Origin of the sequence: Modestobacter versicolor (assembly GCF_041028285.1) — a bacterium.
GTDB lineage: Bacteria > Actinomycetota > Actinomycetes > Mycobacteriales > Geodermatophilaceae > Modestobacter > Modestobacter versicolor_A.
In genome coordinates this window covers 967296-986077 of the sequence record NZ_JABGDB010000002.1, presented here as the reverse complement: position 1 = coordinate 986077, position 18782 = coordinate 967296, and the positions used below count along the sequence as shown (strand labels likewise).

Below are 18782 nucleotides of genomic sequence, written 5' to 3'. Positions count from 1 at the left end.
CAGACGCTACCGCCCGCCGTCGACGTCGACCCCACTCCGACCGACCGCACCACCCCTCCAGGAGGACCCCGCATGTCTGGCTCCCGTCCGGCCGCGGACCGGCACGGTCCCCCGCCCGCGCCGACCCGGCGGCGCTGGTCGCTGCGCGGCGCGCGGGCGACCGCGCTGGTGCCCGACGTCGCGCTCGAGGTGGACGGCCGGCCGGTGCCGGCGACCTCGGGGCAGAGCCTGCTCGCCGCGCTGGTGGCCGCCGGTGCGTGGAGCCAGCGGCTCCACCCGGTGACCGGCCGCCCGGAGGCCGGGATCTGCGGCATGGGCACCTGCCAGGCGTGCGTGGTCACGGTCGCGGGCCGGGGTGCGGTGCGGGCGTGCGGCACCGAGGTCGAGGACGGCCTGCAGGTGACCACCGCGGCCGGACGGGAGCGGTCCCGGTGACGGCTGTCGGGAGTGCCGTGGACGTGGTCGTCGTGGGCGGCGGGCCGGCCGGGATGGTCGCCGCGCGGGACCTCGCCGGGGCCGGCGCCCGCACCGTGCTGGTCGACGAGTCCGCGCAGCTGGGCGGGCAGTACTACAAGCGGCGGTCGGGGGCGGTGCTCGCCCAGGCCGGCGACCTGCGCCGCCGCGGCACGGCGCTGGCCGCGCAGGTGCACGCCGCGGGGGTGGACGTGCGGTCGCGGACCCTGGTGTGGGGCGTGGCCGACGACGGGCGGACGCTGCTCACCGACCGGGCCGGCGAGCCCGGCGAGGTGACCGCGCGGCTGGTGGTGCTGGCCACCGGCGCCCACGAGCGGGTGCTGCCGGTGCCCGGCTGGGAGCTGCCCGGTGTGGTCACCCCGGGCTTCGCGCTGCACCTGGCGACCATCGACCGGGTCGCCGTCGGCCGCCGGGTGCTGGTGGCCGGCAGCGGGCCGTTCCTGCTGCCGGTGGCGGTGGCGCTGCTGGACGTCGGCGTGGAGGTGGCCGGCGTGCTGGAGGCCGGCCGGCCCTACCGGGTGGACGCCGGCGCCCTCGGGGCCGTCCGGCACCCCGCCCGGGTGCTGCAGTTCGCCGGCTACCGGGCCCGGCTGGCCGCGGCCGGCGTGCCGGTGCGCCAGGGCCGGCGGGTGCTGGCCGTGCACGGCACCGACCGGGTCGAGGCGGTGACGGTCACCGGCCCGCGCGGCGAGCACCGCGAGCAGGTCGACGCGCTGGCGCTGGGCTGGGGCTTCCGGCCCAGCACCGAGCTCGCCGGGCTGCTCGGCTGCGCCACCGCGCTGGACCCGGTCAGCGGTGCCCGGCTGGTCCGCGCCGACGACGACGGCGGCACCAGCCGCCCCGACGTCCTGGTCGCCGGGGAGGTCGCCGGCATCGGCGGGGTCGGCCTGGCCACCGCCCGCGGTGCGCAGGTGGCCGTCACCGCGGCGCGCCGGCTGGGGCTCGACGTCCCCGCGGCCGGTGCGGCCCGCGCCGCGCGGGCGGTGCGCGCGGAACGCCGGGCGGCGGACTGGACGAGGGCGCGGTTCGCGGTCGACCCCCCGCCGCGGCCGGCCGGGAACGCGGTGCTGTGCCGGTGCGAGGCGGTCACCGTCGCCGAGGTCGTGGGCGCCGGGACGGCCGACCCGGACGCGGTCAAGGGCCTCACCCGGGCCGGCATGGGCCCCTGCCAGGGGCGGCAGTGCCTGCCGGCGCTGGCCCAGCTCGGGCTGCTCGACGGGCGGCCGGCGGCCTTCCCCGCGCGGATGCCGGTGCGCCCGGTGCCGCTGGGTGTGCTGGCCGCCGCCGGCCGGGCGCTGCCGCGGCTCGAACCCCCGCACGGGCCGGCCGACTCCGCGGTGCCCGGGTCCGGGGCGGGGCCCACGCCGGTGGCCGGGCGGACCGGGCGGTGAGCGGCACGGCGGACGTCGTCGTGGTCGGCGCCGGGATCCTGGGTGCGGCGACCGCGCACGCGCTGGCCACGGCCGACCGGTCGGTCGTCGTCCTGGAGCGGGGCTCGGCGAACCGGGAGGGGTCCGGGACGACGGCGGGCAACCTGCACATCCAGGCCGTGCACACGCGCCGGCCAGGGCAGCAGGTGCCGCTGGACAACGTGCGCTTCCTGCCGCTGCAGGCGGCGGCGTCCCGGCTGTGGACCGACGTCCCGGCCGAGCTGGACGCCGACGTCGAGCTGCGCCGCAGCGGCGGGCTGATGGTGGCCGAGAGCGCCGCCGACGAGGCGGAGCTGCGGGCCAAGCTGGGCCACGAGGCGGCCCACGGCATCCGCACCGAGCTGCTCGACGGGGAGGCCGCGCGGTCGATGCTGCCGCTGCTCGGGCCCACCGTCCGGGCGGCGACCTGGTGCGCCGACGACGGGTACGCCAACCCGCTCAAGGTCACCCCGGCGTACCTGGCGGCGGCCCGGCGGGCCGGCGTGCGGGTGCTGGAGGACGCCGCGGTCACCGGCCTGCGGGCCTCCCGGGCGGGCTGGGACGTGGACACCGCGGACGGCAGGTGGAGCGCCGGTGCGGTCGTGGTCACCGCGGGACCGTGGATCCAGCAGGTCGTCAGGCTGGCTGGTGCCGAGGTGGCGGCCAGCCCGGTGGCGATCCAGATGCACGTGACCGTGCGGCTGCCACCGGTGCTGCCGCACCTGGTGCAGCACATGAGCGAGGGGCTGTCGGTCAAGCAGGTGCAGGCCGGCCAGGTGCTGATCGGCGGTGGCTGGCCGGCCGCCCGGCTGGAGCCCGACGGCCGGTCGCCGGTGAGCGTGCGGTCGGTGCTCGGCAACGTCGCCCAGGCGGTCCGGCTGCTGCCGTTCCTCTCCGACGTCGCCCTGCTGCGGGCCTGGGCCGGGCCGCTGGCCGCCACCCCGGACGAGATGCCGGTGGTCGGTGAGGTGCCCGGGTGCCCGGGGCTGTTCCTGGCCGGCGGCACGTACGCGTTCACCTTCGCCCCGCTGTGGGGCCGGGTGCTGCGCGACCTCGTCCTCGGCCGGGCGCCGCAGGTCGAGGTCGCCGACCTCGGCGTCGACCGCCTGATGACCGGAGGAGCCGGACGTGTCGCCTGACCACCAGCTGGACCTGCTGCGCCGCCTCGTCGCGTGCCCGAGCACCACCGGGACGCCGAGCACGGTGGTCGACCTGCTGGCCGCCGAGGTGACCGCGCTGGGCGGGGAGGTGACGCTGCTGCCGGTGGGCCCGGGGACCGCGCAGGACTCACCGGAGTACTCGCCGCCGTCCGCGGTGGACGGGCCGCAGCCGCCGGTGCTGCTCGCCGGCTTCCCGGGCGACCAGCCCGAGCTGGTCCTCTTCGCCCACACCGACACCGAGCCGGTGCACCCCGGCTGGCAGACCGACCCGCTCGACCTGCAGGTCGACGGCGCGCGGGCGGTCGGGCTGGGGGTCGCCGACGACAAGGCCGGTGTGGTCGCCGTGCTCGCCGCCGTCGACCGGTGGCAGCGCCGCGGCCGGCCGGGCTGGCGGCCGCGGCTGGTGCTGGGCGCCGGCAAGCAGGGTGGCGCCCTGGGCACGCTGCCCGGCGTCGCCGCGGCCGCCGGCGCGCAGGCGGCCGTCTACAGCCACCCGGCGGAGAGCGGTGCCGGGCTCGGTCACCTCAAGGTCGCCTCCCGGGGCATCGTGCAGTGCCGGGTGCGGGTGCCGGGGCGCACCCCGCCGCCGGTCGAGGAGCGGACCCCGGTCAGCGCCGACCCCACGGCGGGGGTCAACGCGGCCGTCCGCGCCGCCCGGCTGGCCACCGCGGTGGCCGGCTGGCCGACGGGGGACCGGGTGTGGGGCGTGGTCGGGCTGCGGGCCGGCGGCGCCCCCTACGAGGTGCCCGGCGCCGCCGAGCTGGACGTGGCCTGCTGGTTCTCCGCCGGCACGGTCGAGCAGGTCGTCGACGAGCTGCGGGACAGGCTGGCCGCGGCGGAGGAGCGGACCGGGTGGCCGGCCGCGCACCCGCTGGAGGTGACGCCGGTCGGCGTCCGGGCCAACCCGGCCGACTGCGCCGGGAGCCCGTTCGCCGAGCAGGTCGCCGCGGTGCTCGCCCGGCGCACCGGGGCGGTGCCGGGGGACTACCGCTGGCACAGCGCCAGCGACATCCGCTTCCCGATCCGGTGCCTGGGCGTGCCCGCCGTCGGCTTCGGTGCGCTGGCCGGCGGGTTCTACGGACCGGGGGAGTGGGTCGACCTGCCCTCGCTGGAGCAGAGCATCGAGGTGCTCACCGACGTGCTCTGCGCCGGTCCGGCATGACCGGGACCGTGGTGACCGTGCTCGGTCCGGTGGCTCCGGCGGAGCTCGGCCGCTGCCTGCCGCACGAGCACCTGGTGTGCGACTTCACCCCGCTGACCGGCGACCTGGACCACGTGCTCAACGAGGTCGAGCTGGCCGTCGACGAGCTGCTGCTGTTCCGGGCCGCCGGGGGCGCCGCGGTCGTCGAGGTGACCCCGCCCGACCTGGGCCGGGACCCGGCGAAGCTGGCCGAGATCAGCCGGCGCAGCGGGGTGCACGTGGTGATGGGGACCGGCTGGTACCGCGGGGCGTTCTACCCCGGGCACCTGGACCGGACGCCGACCGCTGCGCTGGCCGAGGCGATGGTGCAGGAGCTCACCGAGGGCGTCGACGGCGTGCGCGCGGGGGTGATCGGCGAGATCGGCTGCGACGCCGGTTTCCTGACCGGCGTCGAGGAGCGGGTGCTGCGGGCGGCCGCGCGGGCCGGGCGGGCGACCGGGGCGACCGTGACCACGCACGCCTCGATGCACCCGGTGGGCCTGGCCCAGCTCGACGTGCTGGCCGAGGAGGACCTGGCACCGGAGCAGGTGGTGGTCGGGCACGCGGACAGCCACCTCGACGCCGGCTACCACCGCGAGCTGCTCCGCCGCGGGGCGTGGGTGCAGTTCGACACCGCCGGCCGGCCGCACATGAACCCGGACGCGCGCCGCGCCCGGGCGCTGGTCGGCCTGGTGCAGGAGGGGTGGCTGCACCGGCTGCTGGTGTCCAGCGACCGCTGCTTCCGCAGCGACCTGGTCGCCTTCGGCGGGCCCGGCTACGCGCACGTGCTCACCGGCTTCCGCGCCGAGCTGCTGTCCCTGGGGCTGACCGCGGAGGAGTTCGACGTCCTCACCGTGGACAACCCCGCCCGCGCCCTCGCGCACTGACGCCCCGGTCGAGGCCGCGCCCGGCGTGCCGGCCGGGGAAGGGGTCCCGCACGAGTAGAGCCCTGCCCACAGGTGTGGGCAGGGCTCTACTCGTGCGGGTACGTCTCCGGGGGCGGCGGGTCAGGCGGTGACGAGGCCGTCCGGCTGCTCGGTGAGGCGGCCGCGCGCGACGGCGGCGGTGAACGCGGCGTCCAGCAGGGGGAGCAGCGCGGGGGTGCGGCGGCGGTGGCCGAAGACCTCGGCGGTGCGGCGGTGGAGCTCCTCCCGCTGGAGCCCGCCGCCGGCCCGGCAGAGGGCGGCCATGGCGTTGCCGACCTCCTCCGGCGCGACGTGCTCCAGCGGCCGGTCGGTGCTGCTGGTCTGGCGCCGGAAGAACGTCCAGCTCTCCCGGTCCAGGCCGGCCGGCCACACGACGTCGCCGTGGGTGACGGCGGTCCGGGGCAGCAGGGCCAGCAGCGCGTCGCGGCGGGCCTCGGTGACCCGGGTCCAGCCGAAGGCGCCCGCGGTCAGCCGGGCGAGCCGGTCGCGGTGCACCGGGCCCTCGGCCTTGAGCCCGGCGGCCAGCACCCGGCGCACCACCCGGGCGACGGCGGGGTCGGCGAGCTGGTCCAGCTGCTTCTTCTCCCCGGCGGGCTTCGGGGCCCAGGGGAAGAAGGGCAGCTCCTCGTCCAGCGGCGTCGCCGCCGGCACCGCGGGCTTGGCCGCCGCCGGCACCGCGGGCTTGGCCGGCGCCGGCCGGGCCGCCGCTGTCGCGACGACGGGCTCGGGCTCAGGCGCGGGCTGGGGCTCGACCTCGGCGACGGGCTCGACCTCGGGCTCGACCTCGGGCTCGACCTCGGGCTCCACCTCGACCTCCGGCTCCGGCTGGACGGCGTGCGGCCGCAACGGGATGACGTCGGCGAGAGGGCCGTCGTACTCCGGCTCCGGCGCCACGAGCGTGAGCTCCGACCGCGGCCCGTCCGCGACCGGGGTGACCGCCTGCACGGCCGCGACCAGCCGGTCCAGCACGTCGTCCCGGTCGGCGAGCCAGGTCGGCAGCCACACCCGCTCGACGGCGGGCCAGCGCAGCAGCTCGCCCAGCACCTCCACCGGCAGCCCGTCCCGGTCGCCGACGGTCTTCCGCCGGGCCCAGGCGGGGCCGTCGAGCAGCACGGCCATGAGCGGTGCGTCCGGCGCCTCGGTGCGGGCGACGGCCAGGTCGACGCGGAAGTCCGACAGCCCGACGTCGGTGCGCACGACCAGCCCGCGCTCGCGGAGTGCGGCGGCGATCTCGTCCCGGTGCCGGTCGCGGCCACCGGTGGCCCGCGCGGGGTGGGGCAGCGCGTCGGAGCCGAGCGCCGCCATGTCCAGGTAGGCCCGCAGGTGCCGGACGCCCACCGACGCCGTCTCCTCCGCGTGCAGCTGCTCGGGGTCGAAGGAGCTGAACACCACCACCTGCCGCCGCGCGCGGGTGACCGCCACGTTGAGCCGGCGCTCACCGCCGCTGCGGTTCAGCGGGCCCAGGTGCAGCGGCACCCGGCCGGAGCCGTCGGGGCTGAAGCCGGTGGAGAACAGCACGACGTCCCGCTCGTCGCCCTGCACGTTCTCCAGGTTCTTGACGAACAGCCCCTCGCCGTCGGTGCGGTCCAGCGCCTCGGTCACCCGCTCGTCGCCGGCGTCGCGCAGCAGCGTCTCGATCAGCGTCCGCTGCGGGGCGTTGAAGGTGACCACGCCGATCGAGGGCACCGCGGAGCCGGCCGACGCGAACCGGCGCAGCACCTCGGCCACGACGGCCTGCGCCTCGACCGGGTTGGTCCGCAGCCCCGGACCGGAGCGCACGAAGGTGCCGTCGACCCGCACCAGCGAGACGCCGCGGCCCCCGGGCGCCGGCGAGGAGGGCCCGTGCACCGGCGCGGGGAAGGAGGACAGCCGGTGCTCGTAGTACCGGGCGTTGCTGAAGGCGATGAGCGACTCGTCCTGGCTGCGGTAGTGCCAGGACAGCCACTGCCGGGGCACGCGCGCCTGCACGCACTCGGACAGGATGCTCTCCTCGTCCGGCGCGGCGTCGGCGCCCGCGGCGTCGGCGAGCGCGTCGTCGTCCGGCCCGGCCGGCTCGCCGAAGGACGTCGGCGGCAGCTGCCGGCTGTCGCCGACGACCACCGCGGCGGTGGCCCGGCCCAGCGCCCCGACGGCGTCGGCGACCCTGATCTGCGAGGCCTCGTCGAACACCACCAGGTCGAACAGACCGGCCGTCGCCGGGAAGAAGCGGGCCACCGAGTCGGGGCTGACCAACACGCACGGCAGGACGGCGGTGATCACGTCGCCGTGGGCGGCGAGGAGCCCGCGGACGCCCAGCCCGCGGCGCTGCTTGCCCAGCTCGCGCTGCAGCGCCCCGACCGGCCCGTCGGCGGAGGTCGGGTCGAACGACCGGGCGGCGAGCACGCCGGCCGGCACCGCGGCGGTCAGGTGCGACCGCACGGCGCGGGAGGCGGCGGCGAAGCGGTTGATCGTGCGCTCGTGCTGCCCGGCGTCGAAGGCGCCCAGGCCGGTGGCCGACGACCGCTCGGCGACGGCCGCCTCGGCCAGCCCCCGGTCGAACGCCCGGACGGCGTCGTCGGCGGGCACCAGGCCGTTGCGCAGCCGCTCGCGGGCCTCGGTCAGCCCGGCGAGCCGGAGCGGCTCCAGGGTGTCCAGCAGGCTCACCCAGCGGCGCAGCGACATGGGGTGCACGTACTCCACGCCGCGCTCGGGGCGGGTCATCGTCCAGCGCAGCACCAGCCCGTGCTCGCCGCACCAGGCGGTGAGCAGCTCGGCGTCGCTGGCGCAGACCTCGAGGAGGTGGCTGAGGGCGTCGCGCAGCCGGATGACGGTCCGTGCGCTCGCCTGGTCGGCGACCGGGCCCGCGGCGAGGAACCGGCGCAGCGCGCCGGGCACACCGGTCGTCCCGTCGACCGAGGCGGCGGCCCGGCGCAGCCAGCGCATCTCGGCGTCCAGCACGAACCGGCCGCCGTCCAGGAACGGGTTCCAGCCGGCCGGCACCTGCAGGCCGGGCACGGTGGCCGCGCGGGCGGCGATGCCGCGCACCGCGGCCTGCACCCGGACCAGCGCGTCCACCAGCGCCGGGACGTCGGCGGTCTTCAGCAGGACGTCGGGCCGCAGCACCGGGGCCAGCTGCTCGCGCACCGCCTTGAGCTGCGCGCGCCGGGCCCACCAGCCGGCGGACCCGGCCGCCTCCACCTGCGCGGCCAGGTCGGTCAGCGGCATCGCGAGCGCCTCGGGGGTGACCACCTCGAACGCCGGGTGCGGCGCCCCCACCAGCGCGGCGACCTCGCCGGACACGTCGGTGGTGGCCGCGGCCCAGCGGTGGGTGCGCACCTCGTCGAGCACGTCCAGCCCCACCCGCGGGCCGGCGAGCACGTGCACCAGCGCGTCGAGGTCGGCGACGGTCCGGGCGGCGCGGACCGCGGCGGCCAGCCCGCCGTCGCCGGGGACCTCGCGGATCGCGGTGTCGACGGCGACCGCCGCCTGCTGCACCGCGGTGATGTCGATGTCGATGGTGTCCAGGAAGCCCCAGGCGTGCCCGGCGGCGGGCCGGGCCAGGCCGGCGATGTCGGGCAGCAGTGCCAGCGCCCGGCGGACGGCGGTGACCATGTCGGCGTCGGCGCGGCCGGCGAAGGACGGGGTGACCGGCAGCGGGTCGACGTCGTCCCCGGCGGCCAGGACCGCGGTGCGGGCGGAGTAGTAGGACAGCCCGGCCGGGCTCGGTGCGTGCAGCCGCTCGGCGTAGCGCTCCAGGCTGCGGGACGCCGAGCGGAGGTCCTCGGCGTCGGCGGCCAGCCCCTGCTCGTCGACCTCGACGGCGTGCTCCAGCGCCGCCCGGACCTGCGCCCGGACGACGGCCGGCCGGCTGCCCTTGTCGTGCAGGTCGAGGGCGAACGGGCCCATGCCGACGGCGTCGAGCCGGCGGGCGACGACGTCCAGGGCGGCGCGCTTCTCGGCGACGAACAGCACCCGCTTGCCCTCGGCGACGGCCCGGGTGAGCAGGTTGGTGATGGTCTGCGACTTGCCGGTGCCGGGCGGGCCCTCCAGCACGAACGTCCGGCCGGCGAGGGCCTCGGCGACCGCCCGCAGCTGCGAGGCGTCGGCGGGCACCGGGCACCGGGCGGCCAGCTCGTCGAGGTCGACGCCGCCGGCGGTGTCCGGCGCCGGGTCGGCGAACGGCTCGGTGGGTGAGCCGAGCAGGTGCGCGACCAGCGGGTTGGCGGCGAACTCCGGCCAGTGCTCGTCCAGGTCCCGCCACATCGCGTAGGAGGAGAACTGGAGCACGGCCAGGTCCGCGGTCGGCTCCACCCGCCAGGGCAGCTCGTGCTCGGCCAGCACGGCGCGCACCGCGCGCAGCGCCGCGGTCAGGTCGACGCCGGCGCCGTCCGCGGCCATCGCGGCGAGGCCGGGCACGGTCAGGCCGTGCAGCTGGCGCAGCTTCTCCAGCAGGCTCCAGTTGGGCGTGGCCGCACCGGACTCGTCGGCGGTCAGCCGGTAGCCGCCGCCGCGCGACGGGGTGAGGACGACCGGCACGAGCACCAGCGGCGAGCGCAGCGCGCGGCCGTCGAGCTCCCAGGACAGGCTGCCCAGGGCCAGGTAGAGGTTGTTCGCGCCGGTCTCCTCGACGACGGTGCGGGCCCGGTGGGCCAGACCGCGCAGCCGGGCCGGGTAGCCGGCCGCCGGGACGTCGACGTGCACCGACCGGTGCTCGGCCAGCAGGTCGGTGAGCTGCCGGGGCGGCAGGTCGCGGGCCGACCGGGCGCCGGGCTCCGCCACCGGCCGGTCACCGGGCAGCAGGGTGAGCGTGGCGCCGTTGCCGACCAGGTCCTCCAGCGCGGGCAGGGCGTCCGGCGGGACGACCAGCGGCAGCCCGGCCCGCTCGGTGTAGTTGATCAGCCGGTTGCGCAGGCTGAGGTCCAGCAGCGCGTTCTTCCACTGCTGCACCCGGGCGGGCGGCCGCGCACCGTCCGCGTCGTCCTCTGCGGGGGCCGCGGCTCCCTCCTCGGCGTCATCGGCAGCGACGTCCTCGGGGAGCGCTGCGGGGACGGGCTCGACGACGTGCACGGCGCCCTCGTCGTCCCGGGTGCGCACGGGCAGCGGCAGCACGCCGTCGAGCCGGGCGCGGTGCACGTCGGTGACGCCGACGACCGCGGACGGGCCGCCGGAGAGCCAGGCGGCCGCGGGGCCGTGCAGGTCGGTGCGGGTGTCGCCGCGGTCGGTGAGCAGCGTCGTCTCCACCAGCCGCATGACGCCCTGCGCGACCAGGTCGGCGAGGGCGGCGGCGTCGGTGGTGGCCGCGGTCTCCGCGGTCCGCTCCTCCCGCCAGTAGCCGAGGAAGGCGTGCTCGCGGCTCTCGCGGCCCCCCGAGACCAGCCACACCAGCGGGCGCAGGCCGGCCTGCTCGAAGGCGGCGGCCAGGGTCAGCACGACGTCCAGGCTGGTGCCGACCCGGCCGTCCAGGACCTCGCCGGGGGTGCGGACCCGCTGGCCCACCTCGACCCAGCTGGGAGGCGCCTCCGCGGCGCGGACGCCGCGGCGGCGGACGGCCCAGGTCAGCGCCTCGGCCACCTCGTCGATGCGCTCGGCGTCGTCGGCGTACCCGGCCATGGCGGCGCTGCCGGTGCCCTCCTCGAGGAGCTCGGCGGCCTCGGCCAGCAGCGCTCCGACGGCGGGGTGCCGGGGCTGGACGTGCGCGGCGAGCAGCTCCAGCGCGAGCGGCAGCGGGGTGGCCAGCCACTGGTCGGCGGCCAGCACGTGCACCGGGACGCGGCGCTGGGCCAGCAGCCGGCCGTCGGCCTCCAGCTCGACCCGCACCCACCCCGGGCGGCGCTCCTCGACCTGGAGCATCGCCGAGGGGTCCAGCGCCAGGCCGACGTCGTCGAGCACCGTCGTCCGGCCGGCGTCCAGGTCGACCAGCCGCTCGACACCGGCGCCGATGGCGCCCTCGGCGTCGGTCACCGTCAGCCGCAGGGTGGCGCCGCGGACGGCGCTGTCACCGCTGGTCAGGGTTAGCCGGGAGACCACCGGCACGGCGGTGCGGGCCAGTGCCCAGCTCACCACCGGCGCCACCGTGACCTCGACCGCGACGGTCGGAGCCGGCGGCGGGACCGGGCCCTCGGTGGCCCACTGCAGGTCTGCGGCGTTCCCCATGGAGCCTGTCTACCCGGTCGGACGGACCGTTCCCGTCAGGCCGGGCGGTCGGGTGGGACTGCTGGGACAGCAGGGACCGGGAGTGGCGGGATCCGCCCGGGAGGCGGTCGCGGCGGGTTGCCGGCCCGCCGATCAGGGCAGCCGGGTCAGAGCCGGGCGAGCTGGTCGCAGTCCGGGCAGAGCGCGTCGCCGACGTCGGGTTGCGGCGGCCAGGCGACCTGCTCGTCGCGGGCGACGTAGGCGCCGCAGAGGGCCTTGCGGCCGCGGACGCCGGACAGGCCCAGGGTGGCGTGCGCGGGTCCGATGAGCCGGGCCGTCTGGCCGGCGGGATCGCTCAGCGACCCGACCATCATCACGGCGCGCGCCGTGCGGTACGGAAAGCCCATGCCCCCACCATGGGAGGCGGCGGGGGCAAGGTCGGCGCAACACGCTCACCGCGCCCGTGCTGGTGCCCCATCGTCCCCAGCCGTCACAGCGGTCGGACCCACAGCGACGGGGACGTGCAAGAGCCGTGCCGCCCCCGTGCGCCTTCCCCCAGGCGCACGGTGACGGCACGGCTCGGCCGTGCAACCGGTCAGGCGGTGAAGCCCGCCCGGTCGACCTTGCGGTGGAACCGCTCGCCGAGCTTGCCGCCGAGGACGGCGCCGAGCAGCGTGACCAGCAGGACGGCGACCAGCGCGACGATCCCGGCGGTGGTGGCGGTGCCCTCGTCGATCGGGATGCGCGGCAGGTTCAGCTGCGACAGGACGTTGTACTCCGCCCCCAGCACCGCGCCGAGCACGGCGAGGGCCACGACCACCAGCAGGCCGACGAGCCACACGGCGACGCCCTGCCGGGCGCCGTCGAAGCGGGCCATCCGACCGGCCACGTAGCCGCCGGCGAGGTAGGCCAGGAACAGCACCACGAGCAGCGCGATGCCGCCGCCGATGCCGATGCCACCGGCGTTGCCGGCCGCGGCGTCGGCTGCCTGGTCCGGCGACGGGACGACGTCGGTCAGGCTCAGGGCCACCCCGGCGGCGGACAGCGCCGCGATGAGCAGGACGGCCAGGCCGTTGGCGGACAGCCAGCCGAAGAATGCCGCGCCCCACTTGATCCCGCCGAAGCGCTGGTGCTGGGCGTCCACGGCGTCACGGGCCGCGCCCTTGCTGGCGCGGGCGCCGGCCGTGTTGTTGCGGAACGTCGTCTCCCGGGCGCCGGTGGCGCTCGAGGACTCCGGGGTCGAGCTGGTGGCCATGACGTCCTTCTGGGTGGAGGGCGGTGCGGCCGGCGGGCGAGCAGCCGCTCGCCGGCCGCACCGGGTCAAGAGGGGGAGATCAGCGGCGGCGGTCGGCGTCGGCGATGCCGTTGGTGCCGGTGATGCCGTCGGTGTCGGCCTCGATCTGCTCCTTGCGGACCGTCTCGGTCACCGTCTCCTGCTCGGTGACGGTCTGCGTGTCCAGCCGGACGCGCTCGACCGGGACGGCCTCCTTGGCCACGACGGGGCGCTCGGCGTGCAGGACGACCTCGTGCTCCTCCTCGGAGATGGCCGGGCCGTCGAGGGCGTTGCCGATGTTGGCGTCGGTGATCGGCTCGCGCTCGATCCGGACCTCCTCGTGGGAGACCGGGACGGTCGTCGTCACGTTCTCGGTGACGACGTACTTGCGCAGCCGGGCGCGGCCGGCCTCGACCTGCTGGGTGCCGACGCGGAGCTGCTCCTCCGAGCGGGTCATCGCGTTGTCCGTGGTGGGGCCGGACGTGTCGTGGCCCACGGTGCCGTGCCGGTTGGTGCCGTCGCGGTCGGTGTCGACGAAGCCGGCGGTGCCGGTGGTGGTGTCGGTGTCGGTGTAGCCGGCGGTGCCGGTGCCGATGCCGTAGTAGCGGTAGAGCTCCTCCTCCTCGGCGGGGGAGAGGTGGCCGGAGTCGGCGTCGACGCGGGGGGCGTCCTTGACCTTGGCCTTCTCGTAGGGCACGCGGAGGGTGCCGCTGCTGACGGTGGCGTCGGTCAGCGGGACGAAGGTCTCCGAGGTGCCGAACAGACCGGTGCTGATCGTGGCCCACTCCGGGTTGCCGGTCTGGTCGTCGAGGTACACCTGGCCGACCTTGCCGAGCTTGTCGCCGTCGTTGTCCACGGCGTTGCTGCCGATGATGTTGCTGATGTCCTGCGTGCTGATCACGGGGATGTCCTCCAGGGGGGTCTGGTCTGGGTGCTCTGCGGACGACCAGCGCTGGTGCGCCGTGTCCGTCAGACACCTCTGTGCCCTGCCGTTTACGCCGTAAACGGCTTTCCTGAGGTCGGCTCGCCGAACACCCGGTGGCCACCGCGAGGCGCGGGGACCCCGGGAGGGGGTCAGGCGAGGTCGCCGACCTCGCCGTCGTTGTTCTGCGCCTCGTGCAGCACCCGCTCGAGGCGGTCGAGCAGGTTCTCCAGCGACTCCTCGAACTCCGCCGCCGACTTGTCCTGCCCGAGCAGGGACTCGGTGCGGTCGAGGTTGGGGTACTCGCCCATGTCGGTCCTGGCCTGCGCCTCCGGGTCGCCCTCGGGCTGGTCGAGCAGGCTGACCTGCGCGCCGATCTGGGTGACCTCCAGCAGCAGGTGGCCCAGCAGGAAGCTGGAGTACGCCCGGTAGGCGGCGACGGCGGCCGGGTCGGAGAAGCCGGCCTCGGTGAGCGTGCCGAGGAAGGACTCGACCAGCCGCAGGCTGCGCAGCGGCGGCCGCACCCACGGCGCCGCCGGCGGGCGGCTGGCGATGAGCGGGAACACCGCCGGGTGCGCGAGGGCGATCCGCCGCATGCCGTGGGCGAGCCGGACCAGGTAGTCCTGCCAGCCGCTGTGCTCGCCGATGTAGACGTCGTCGCCGTCGTCGTTGTCGAACAGCGTCTCGACCACCCGCTCCACGACGCCGTCCAGCAGGTCCTCGCGGCCGGGGACGTAGCGGTAGAGCGCCATCGCCTCCACGCCGAGGGAGGAGCCCAGCCGGCGCATGGTCAGCGCGGCCAGCCCCTGGTCGTCGATGAAGTCGATCGCGGCCTTCAGGATCCGGTCCCGGTCCAGGCCGGCGGGCCGGGTCAGCTCGAGCGCCGCCTGCGGGCCGTCGGTGACGGCCACCAGGTCTGGATCGCGTGCGTCGTCGCTCGTGGTCGCCATGGTCCACCCTTCGTGTGACCCCACACTGTCCTCGCCGTCCACCGGACGTGGTGAGGGTGCCCTGAGCCCCTACCCCGGGTGAGGTAGGCGCCCGCCCCCGCCGCTGCTCGCCGGGCGTCCCCGCCCGGGCACGGTGGGCGAGCGCGATCCGGCATGGCGCGAGAGGAACCTCACGTTGCGTTACATCAGGGACACATCCGGAGATACTGACGGTCATGACCATGCTGCCCGAGGTCGCCACCACCCCCGAGGTGCTGGAGAGCGAGTTCTCGCTCCTGACCGCCGTGACCCGGCTGGACTTCCTGAGCCGCCGCGACAACGTCGCCGTCGAGCAGACCGACGACGGCGCGGACGACGACGACGACTGGATGCGGATCAAGGACGTCACCACCACCCTGGACGTGGACGAGGCGCTCGAGCTGCTCGCCCTCGGTGAGGTCGTCGCGCGCAAGGCGCACGAGCACCGCCAGCTGGGCATCCGGGCCGCCCTGCGCGGTGGCGCCGACTGGACCGCCATCGGGCGGGCCATGGGTGCCTCCCCGCGCGCCGCCTGGGAGCGGCACGTCGGCTGGCTGGAGCAGCAGGCCACCGCCCGCCGCGCCGGCGACGTCACCGCCCTGGACGACGAGGAGCTCGCCGCAGCCCGCCAGGCGGCCGGCCGCCGGCCATGAGGTAGGACTCCTCCGACACCCACCGTCGCGCGCCGCTGGCCGGCTCCGCGGACCGTCGAAGGAGCCCCGTGGCCGAGAAGCCCGTCGAGTACCTGTTCCGCCCGCCGCGGAGCACGCCGGAGTCGCGGGGCGGTCAGCCGCCCCGGCCGCGGGTGGAGCGGCGGCCCGGGATGGTCATCGAGCGCGACGTCGCCGTCCCGTTCGGGTCGGCCCGCGAGGTGCTGTACGTCGACGTGTACCGACCCGACACCGACGTGCCGGCCGCGCCGCTGGTCAGCTGGTCGCCCTACGGCAAGCACAACCCGGCGCCGATCGGCCAGATCTACCCCGCCAGCGGGGTGCGGCCGGAGTGGACGTCGGACCTCACCACCTTCGAGGCGCCGGACCCGGAGTACTGGCTGCCGCACGGCTACGCCCTCGTGCTGGCCGACGTCCCGGGCACCTGGTACTCGGAGGGCCGGGCCACCTACCACTCGGCCGAGGAGGGCGCGGCCTTCGCCGACCTGGTGGAGTGGGCCGGCACCCAGCCGTGGAGCGCGGGGAAGGTCGGGCTGTCCGGCGTCTCCTACCTGGCCAGCCTGCAGTGGCGGGTCGCCGAGCTGAACCCGCCGCACCTGGCGGCGATCAACCCGTGGGAGGGGTGGAACGACACCTACCGGGAGGTCGCCCGGCACGGCGGCATCCCGGAGACGTCGTTCTGGCCCTACATCTGGGAGCGGTGGGGCGCCAGCACCACCGAGATCGAGGACCTGGCGACCGAGACCGCCGAGCACCCCTTCTTCGACGACTTCTGGGCGTCCAAGGTCCCCGACCTGGAGGCTGTCCGGGTCCCGGCGTTCGTCGTCGCCAGCTGGGCCGACCAGGGGCTGCACAGCCGGGGCACGCTGGAGGGCTTCCGGCGGATCTCGTCGGAGCACAAGTGGCTCGACGTGCACGGCCGGAAGAAGTGGGCCTACTACTACGAGCCGGAGAACGTCGAGCGGCAGCGCGCCTTCTTCGACCACTTCCTGCTCGGCAAGGACACCGGCGTGGACTCCTGGCCGCGGGTCACCGCGGAGGTGCGCGAGTCGTTCTACCAGGGCACCTGGCGGGACGCGGAGCAGTGGCCGCTCGAGGACGTCGAGTACCGGCGGCTGCACCTGCGGGCCGGCGACGGGTCGCTGGGCTGGGAGCCGGTCGCCGCCGAGGAGCAGGTCGGCTACGACGGCCTGGGCTCCGGGCTGGCACCGCGCCGGGCGACCTTCGAGATCACCTTCGCCGAGGCGGTGGAACTCGTCGGGCACATGCGCGCGGTCCTGCACGTGTCCGCCGAGGACGCCGAGGACGTCGACGTCTTCCTCGCCGTGTTCAAGCTCGACGCGGCCGGCCGGCAGGTCGGCTTCCCCTACTACGGGCAGTTCGAGGACGGCCCGGTCGCCGTCGGCTGGCAGCGCGCCTCGCACCGCGAGCTCGACCCGGAGCGCTCGACCGCGTACCTGCCGGTGCTGGCGCACCAGCGGCTGCTCCCTCTCGAGGAGGGCGGGCCGACCCGGCTGGACGTCGAGGTGCTGCCGTCGGGCACCCGTTTCGAGGCGGGCGAGAAGCTGCTGCTGGTCGTGCAGGGCAGCGACGTGATGCGCTACCCCGAGCCGCTCACCTACGCCCGGCACGCGGAGACGGTCAACCGCGGCCGCACGGTGGTGCACACCGGCGGGCGCTACGACTCCGCCCTGCAGGTGCCGGTGCTGCGGCCGCGCTGACGAGCCTGCTCAGGTGTGCAGCACCGCGAAGGTCGCGACGGCGTGCACCAGCGTGCGGCCGTCCTGCTCGATGTCGGCCTCGCAGACGGTGAGGTGCTCGCCCTGCTTGCTCACCCGCCCGGTGACCTCCAGCCGCCCCGGCTTCCCGGGGCGCAGGTAGGTGACGGTGAGCTGGCTGGTCGCCGGGACGTCGTCCTCGCCGGTGCGGCTGCGCACCGCCTGCCCCATCGCGGTGTCGGCGAGGGTGGCCAGCACCCCGCCGTGCACGGTGCCGGCCTCGTCTCGGCCTTCGTGCAGGGGCCCGTCGCGAGCTTGCGAGCGGCGGGGGGCACGGAGGTCCTTGGACACGCCGAGGGTGTCCACGAAGCTGGTGTCCGTCATCGGCTGCCGCTACCCGGGTCGGCATGTCGACATGCCCGCAGGTCGACATCCCGACCCGGCCACCCGGAGCCGACCGCAGGGTGGTCTGATGGGTCACGCGACGTCGAGGAGGACACCGTGCGGCAGGTGACGCTGGCCTACGGCCGCGAGGGGCTGACGGTCGACCTGCCCGACGACGCCGCGGTGATCACGCCCGTGCAGCACCCGGCCGCCCCCGACGTCCCGGCCGAACTGCGCCGCGCGCTGCGCGAGCCGGTCTCCGGTCCGCCGCTGCGCGAGCGGGTGCGGAAGGGCCAGACGGTCGCGATCTCCGCCTGCGACGGCACCCGCGCCCAGCCCCGGCACCTGATGATCCCAGCGGTGCTCGAGGAGCTCGACGGCGTCGTGCCGCTCGAGGACGTCGTCGTGCTCGTCGCCACGGGCACCCACCGGGCCAACACCGACGCCGAGCTGCGGGCCATGTTCGGCGACGAGGTCGTCGACTCGGTGCGGATCGTCAACCACGACTCCCGGGCCGGTGACACGCACCGCTGGGTGGGCACCTTCGGCGACGGGGTGCCGGTCTGGCTCAACGAGCAGTGGGTGGACGCCGACGTCCGGCTGACCACCGGCTTCGTCGAGCCGCACTTCTTCGCCGGGTTCTCCGGCGGGCCGAAGATGGTGGCGCCCGGGCTCGCCGCCCTGGACACCGTGCTGGTGCTGCACGACGCGAAGCGGATCGGTGACCCGCGGTCGACCTGGGGCGTCACCCAGGGCAACCCGGTGCACGACGACGTCCGGGCCATCGCCGCGGCCACCGGCGTCACCTACGCCTTCGACGTCGTGCTGAACACCCGGCAGGAGGTCATCGCGGCGTTCGGCGGCGACGTGCTGGAGATGCACGCGACGGCGATCGAGCGGGCCCGCGAGGTGGCGATGGCCCCGGTGGACGCGCCGTTCGACGTCGTCGTGACCACCGGCTCGGGCTTCCCGCTGGACCAGAACCTCTACCAGTCCGTGAAGGGCATGTCGGCCGCCGCCCAGGTCACCCGCCCCGGCGGGCTCATCGTCTGCGCCGCGGCCTGCGAGGACGGCTTCCCCGACCACGGCTCCTACCGCGAGGTGCTCACCTCGGCCGCCTCCCCGGAGGCGCTGCTGGAGCTGATCTCCGCCCGCGAGCAGACGGTGCCCGACCAGTGGCAGGTGCAGATCCAGGCGCGCATCCAGTCCGCGCACCGGGTGGTCATGCGCACCGACCACCTCAGCGACGCGCAGCTGGCCGAGGCGCACCTGGAGCAGACCACGGACATCGCCGCGACGGTGGCCGAGGCGATGGGGGAGGCCGGACCCGGCGCGCGGCTGTGCGTCCTCCCCGAGGGCCCGCAGACCATCCCGTACGTGGCGTAGCCCGCCACCGGCCGCACCCGACCGCACGAACCCCGCGTGGGAAGACGCGCGAAACCGCGCGTGGGAAGACGCGTGAGAACCGCGCGTGGGAAGACGCGCGAAACCGCGGCGCGTGGGAAGGCGCGCGAAACCGCGGCGCGTGGGAAGGCGCGCGAAACCGCGGCGCGCGAAACCGCGGCGCGTGGGAAGGCGCGCGGGAG

General features: G+C 76.4%; 14 protein-coding genes. 8 read left to right on the top strand and 6 right to left on the bottom strand.

The features are described 5' to 3' along the window. The first annotated feature begins 72 nt into the window (after positions 1-72). The 5 genes from HL054_RS11065 to HL054_RS11045 are packed head-to-tail and all read left to right on the top strand — an operon-like array spanning position 73 to position 5110. Positions 73-435: a 2Fe-2S iron-sulfur cluster-binding protein gene (locus HL054_RS11065; protein ID WP_369139043.1), complete on the top strand. Its 363-nt coding sequence runs from the start codon at positions 73-75 to the stop codon at positions 433-435. 17 nt (positions 436-452) lie between these two features. Beyond that, positions 453-1865 carry an NAD(P)/FAD-dependent oxidoreductase gene (locus tag HL054_RS11060; RefSeq protein WP_369139041.1) on the top strand — a complete coding sequence of 471 codons (1413 nt, stop codon included), beginning with the start codon at positions 453-455 and terminating at the stop codon, positions 1863-1865. Then, positions 1862-3022 (top strand): NAD(P)/FAD-dependent oxidoreductase, encoded by a 1161-nt coding sequence (locus HL054_RS11055; protein WP_369139040.1) that lies wholly within the window; start codon positions 1862-1864, stop codon positions 3020-3022. The genes HL054_RS11060 and HL054_RS11055 overlap by 4 nt, the downstream gene beginning before the upstream one ends. Further along, a complete protein-coding gene (locus tag HL054_RS11050; RefSeq protein WP_369139039.1) occupies positions 3012-4205 on the top strand; it encodes a M20 family metallopeptidase in 1194 nt (397 codons plus the stop codon). The genes HL054_RS11055 and HL054_RS11050 overlap by 11 nt, the downstream gene beginning before the upstream one ends. Continuing rightward, positions 4202-5110: a phosphotriesterase family protein gene (locus HL054_RS11045; protein ID WP_369139038.1), complete on the top strand. Its 909-nt coding sequence runs from the start codon at positions 4202-4204 to the stop codon at positions 5108-5110. The genes HL054_RS11050 and HL054_RS11045 overlap by 4 nt, the downstream gene beginning before the upstream one ends. A 120-nt stretch (positions 5111-5230) precedes the next feature. On the opposite strand, the gene HL054_RS11040 is transcribed toward HL054_RS11045, so the two are convergent. The 5 genes from HL054_RS11040 to HL054_RS11020 form a co-directional block, all read right to left on the bottom strand. Then, entirely contained in the window at positions 5231-11281 is a 6051-nt protein-coding gene (locus HL054_RS11040) for a DUF3320 domain-containing protein (RefSeq protein WP_369139036.1), read from the bottom strand. A 146-nt stretch (positions 11282-11427) separates the two neighbouring features. Continuing rightward, on the bottom strand, positions 11428-11667 hold the full coding sequence (locus HL054_RS11035; RefSeq protein ID WP_369139035.1) for a hypothetical protein: 240 nt from the start codon (positions 11665-11667) through the stop codon (positions 11428-11430). 188 nt (positions 11668-11855) lie between these two features. Beyond that, on the bottom strand, positions 11856-12515 hold the full coding sequence (locus HL054_RS11030) for a hypothetical protein (RefSeq protein WP_369139034.1): 660 nt from the start codon (positions 12513-12515) through the stop codon (positions 11856-11858). Positions 12516-12594: 79 nt separating this feature from the next. Next, positions 12595-13434 carry a DUF2382 domain-containing protein gene (locus HL054_RS11025; RefSeq protein WP_369139033.1) on the bottom strand — a complete coding sequence of 280 codons (840 nt, stop codon included), beginning with the start codon at positions 13432-13434 and terminating at the stop codon, positions 12595-12597. A 173-nt stretch (positions 13435-13607) separates the two neighbouring features. Next, on the bottom strand, positions 13608-14405 hold the full coding sequence (locus HL054_RS11020) for a TetR/AcrR family transcriptional regulator (protein ID WP_369139032.1): 798 nt from the start codon (positions 14403-14405) through the stop codon (positions 13608-13610). Between the two features lie 215 nt (positions 14406-14620). Between HL054_RS11020 and HL054_RS11015 the strand changes: the two genes are divergently transcribed. Together HL054_RS11015 and HL054_RS11010 are read left to right on the top strand one after the other, a co-directional pair. After that, positions 14621-15076 carry a hypothetical protein gene (locus HL054_RS11015; RefSeq protein ID WP_369139031.1) on the top strand — a complete coding sequence of 152 codons (456 nt, stop codon included), beginning with the start codon at positions 14621-14623 and terminating at the stop codon, positions 15074-15076. A 68-nt stretch (positions 15077-15144) separates the two neighbouring features. Continuing rightward, positions 15145-16815 (top strand): CocE/NonD family hydrolase, encoded by a 1671-nt coding sequence (locus tag HL054_RS11010; RefSeq protein WP_369139030.1) that lies wholly within the window; start codon positions 15145-15147, stop codon positions 16813-16815. A 9-nt stretch (positions 16816-16824) separates the two neighbouring features. Here the strand turns inward: HL054_RS11010 and HL054_RS11005 are convergent, their stop codons facing one another. After that, a complete protein-coding gene (locus HL054_RS11005; RefSeq protein ID WP_369139029.1) occupies positions 16825-17196 on the bottom strand; it encodes a PaaI family thioesterase in 372 nt (123 codons plus the stop codon). Between the two features lie 117 nt (positions 17197-17313). Here HL054_RS11005 and larA point away from each other — a divergent pair, with 117 nt between their 5' ends. Then, positions 17314-18582, top strand: a complete 1269-nt coding sequence (gene larA / locus HL054_RS11000; RefSeq protein ID WP_369139028.1) for a nickel-dependent lactate racemase — start codon at positions 17314-17316, stop codon at positions 18580-18582. Positions 18583-18782 lie beyond the last annotated feature (200 nt).

What these genes read in the sequence shown, in the direction of transcription:
- HL054_RS11065 (WP_369139043.1), top strand. Translation starts at nt 73, where the DNA reads ATGTCTGGCTCCCGTCCGGCCGCGGACCGGCACGGTCCCCCGCCCGCG.
- HL054_RS11045 (WP_369139038.1), top strand. Translation starts at nt 4,202, where the DNA reads ATGACCGGGACCGTGGTGACCGTGCTCGGTCCGGTGGCTCCGGCGGAG.
- HL054_RS11040 (WP_369139036.1), bottom strand. Translation starts at nt 11,281, where the DNA reads ATGGGGAACGCCGCAGACCTGCAGTGGGCCACCGAGGGCCCGGTCCCG.
- HL054_RS11035 (WP_369139035.1), bottom strand. Translation starts at nt 11,667, where the DNA reads ATGGGCTTTCCGTACCGCACGGCGCGCGCCGTGATGATGGTCGGGTCG.
- HL054_RS11030 (WP_369139034.1), bottom strand. Translation starts at nt 12,515, where the DNA reads ATGGCCACCAGCTCGACCCCGGAGTCCTCGAGCGCCACCGGCGCCCGG.
- HL054_RS11020 (WP_369139032.1), bottom strand. Translation starts at nt 14,405, where the DNA reads ATGGCGACCACGAGCGACGACGCACGCGATCCAGACCTGGTGGCCGTC.
- HL054_RS11015 (WP_369139031.1), top strand. Translation starts at nt 14,621, where the DNA reads ATGACCATGCTGCCCGAGGTCGCCACCACCCCCGAGGTGCTGGAGAGC.
- HL054_RS11005 (WP_369139029.1), bottom strand. Translation starts at nt 17,196, where the DNA reads ATGACGGACACCAGCTTCGTGGACACCCTCGGCGTGTCCAAGGACCTC.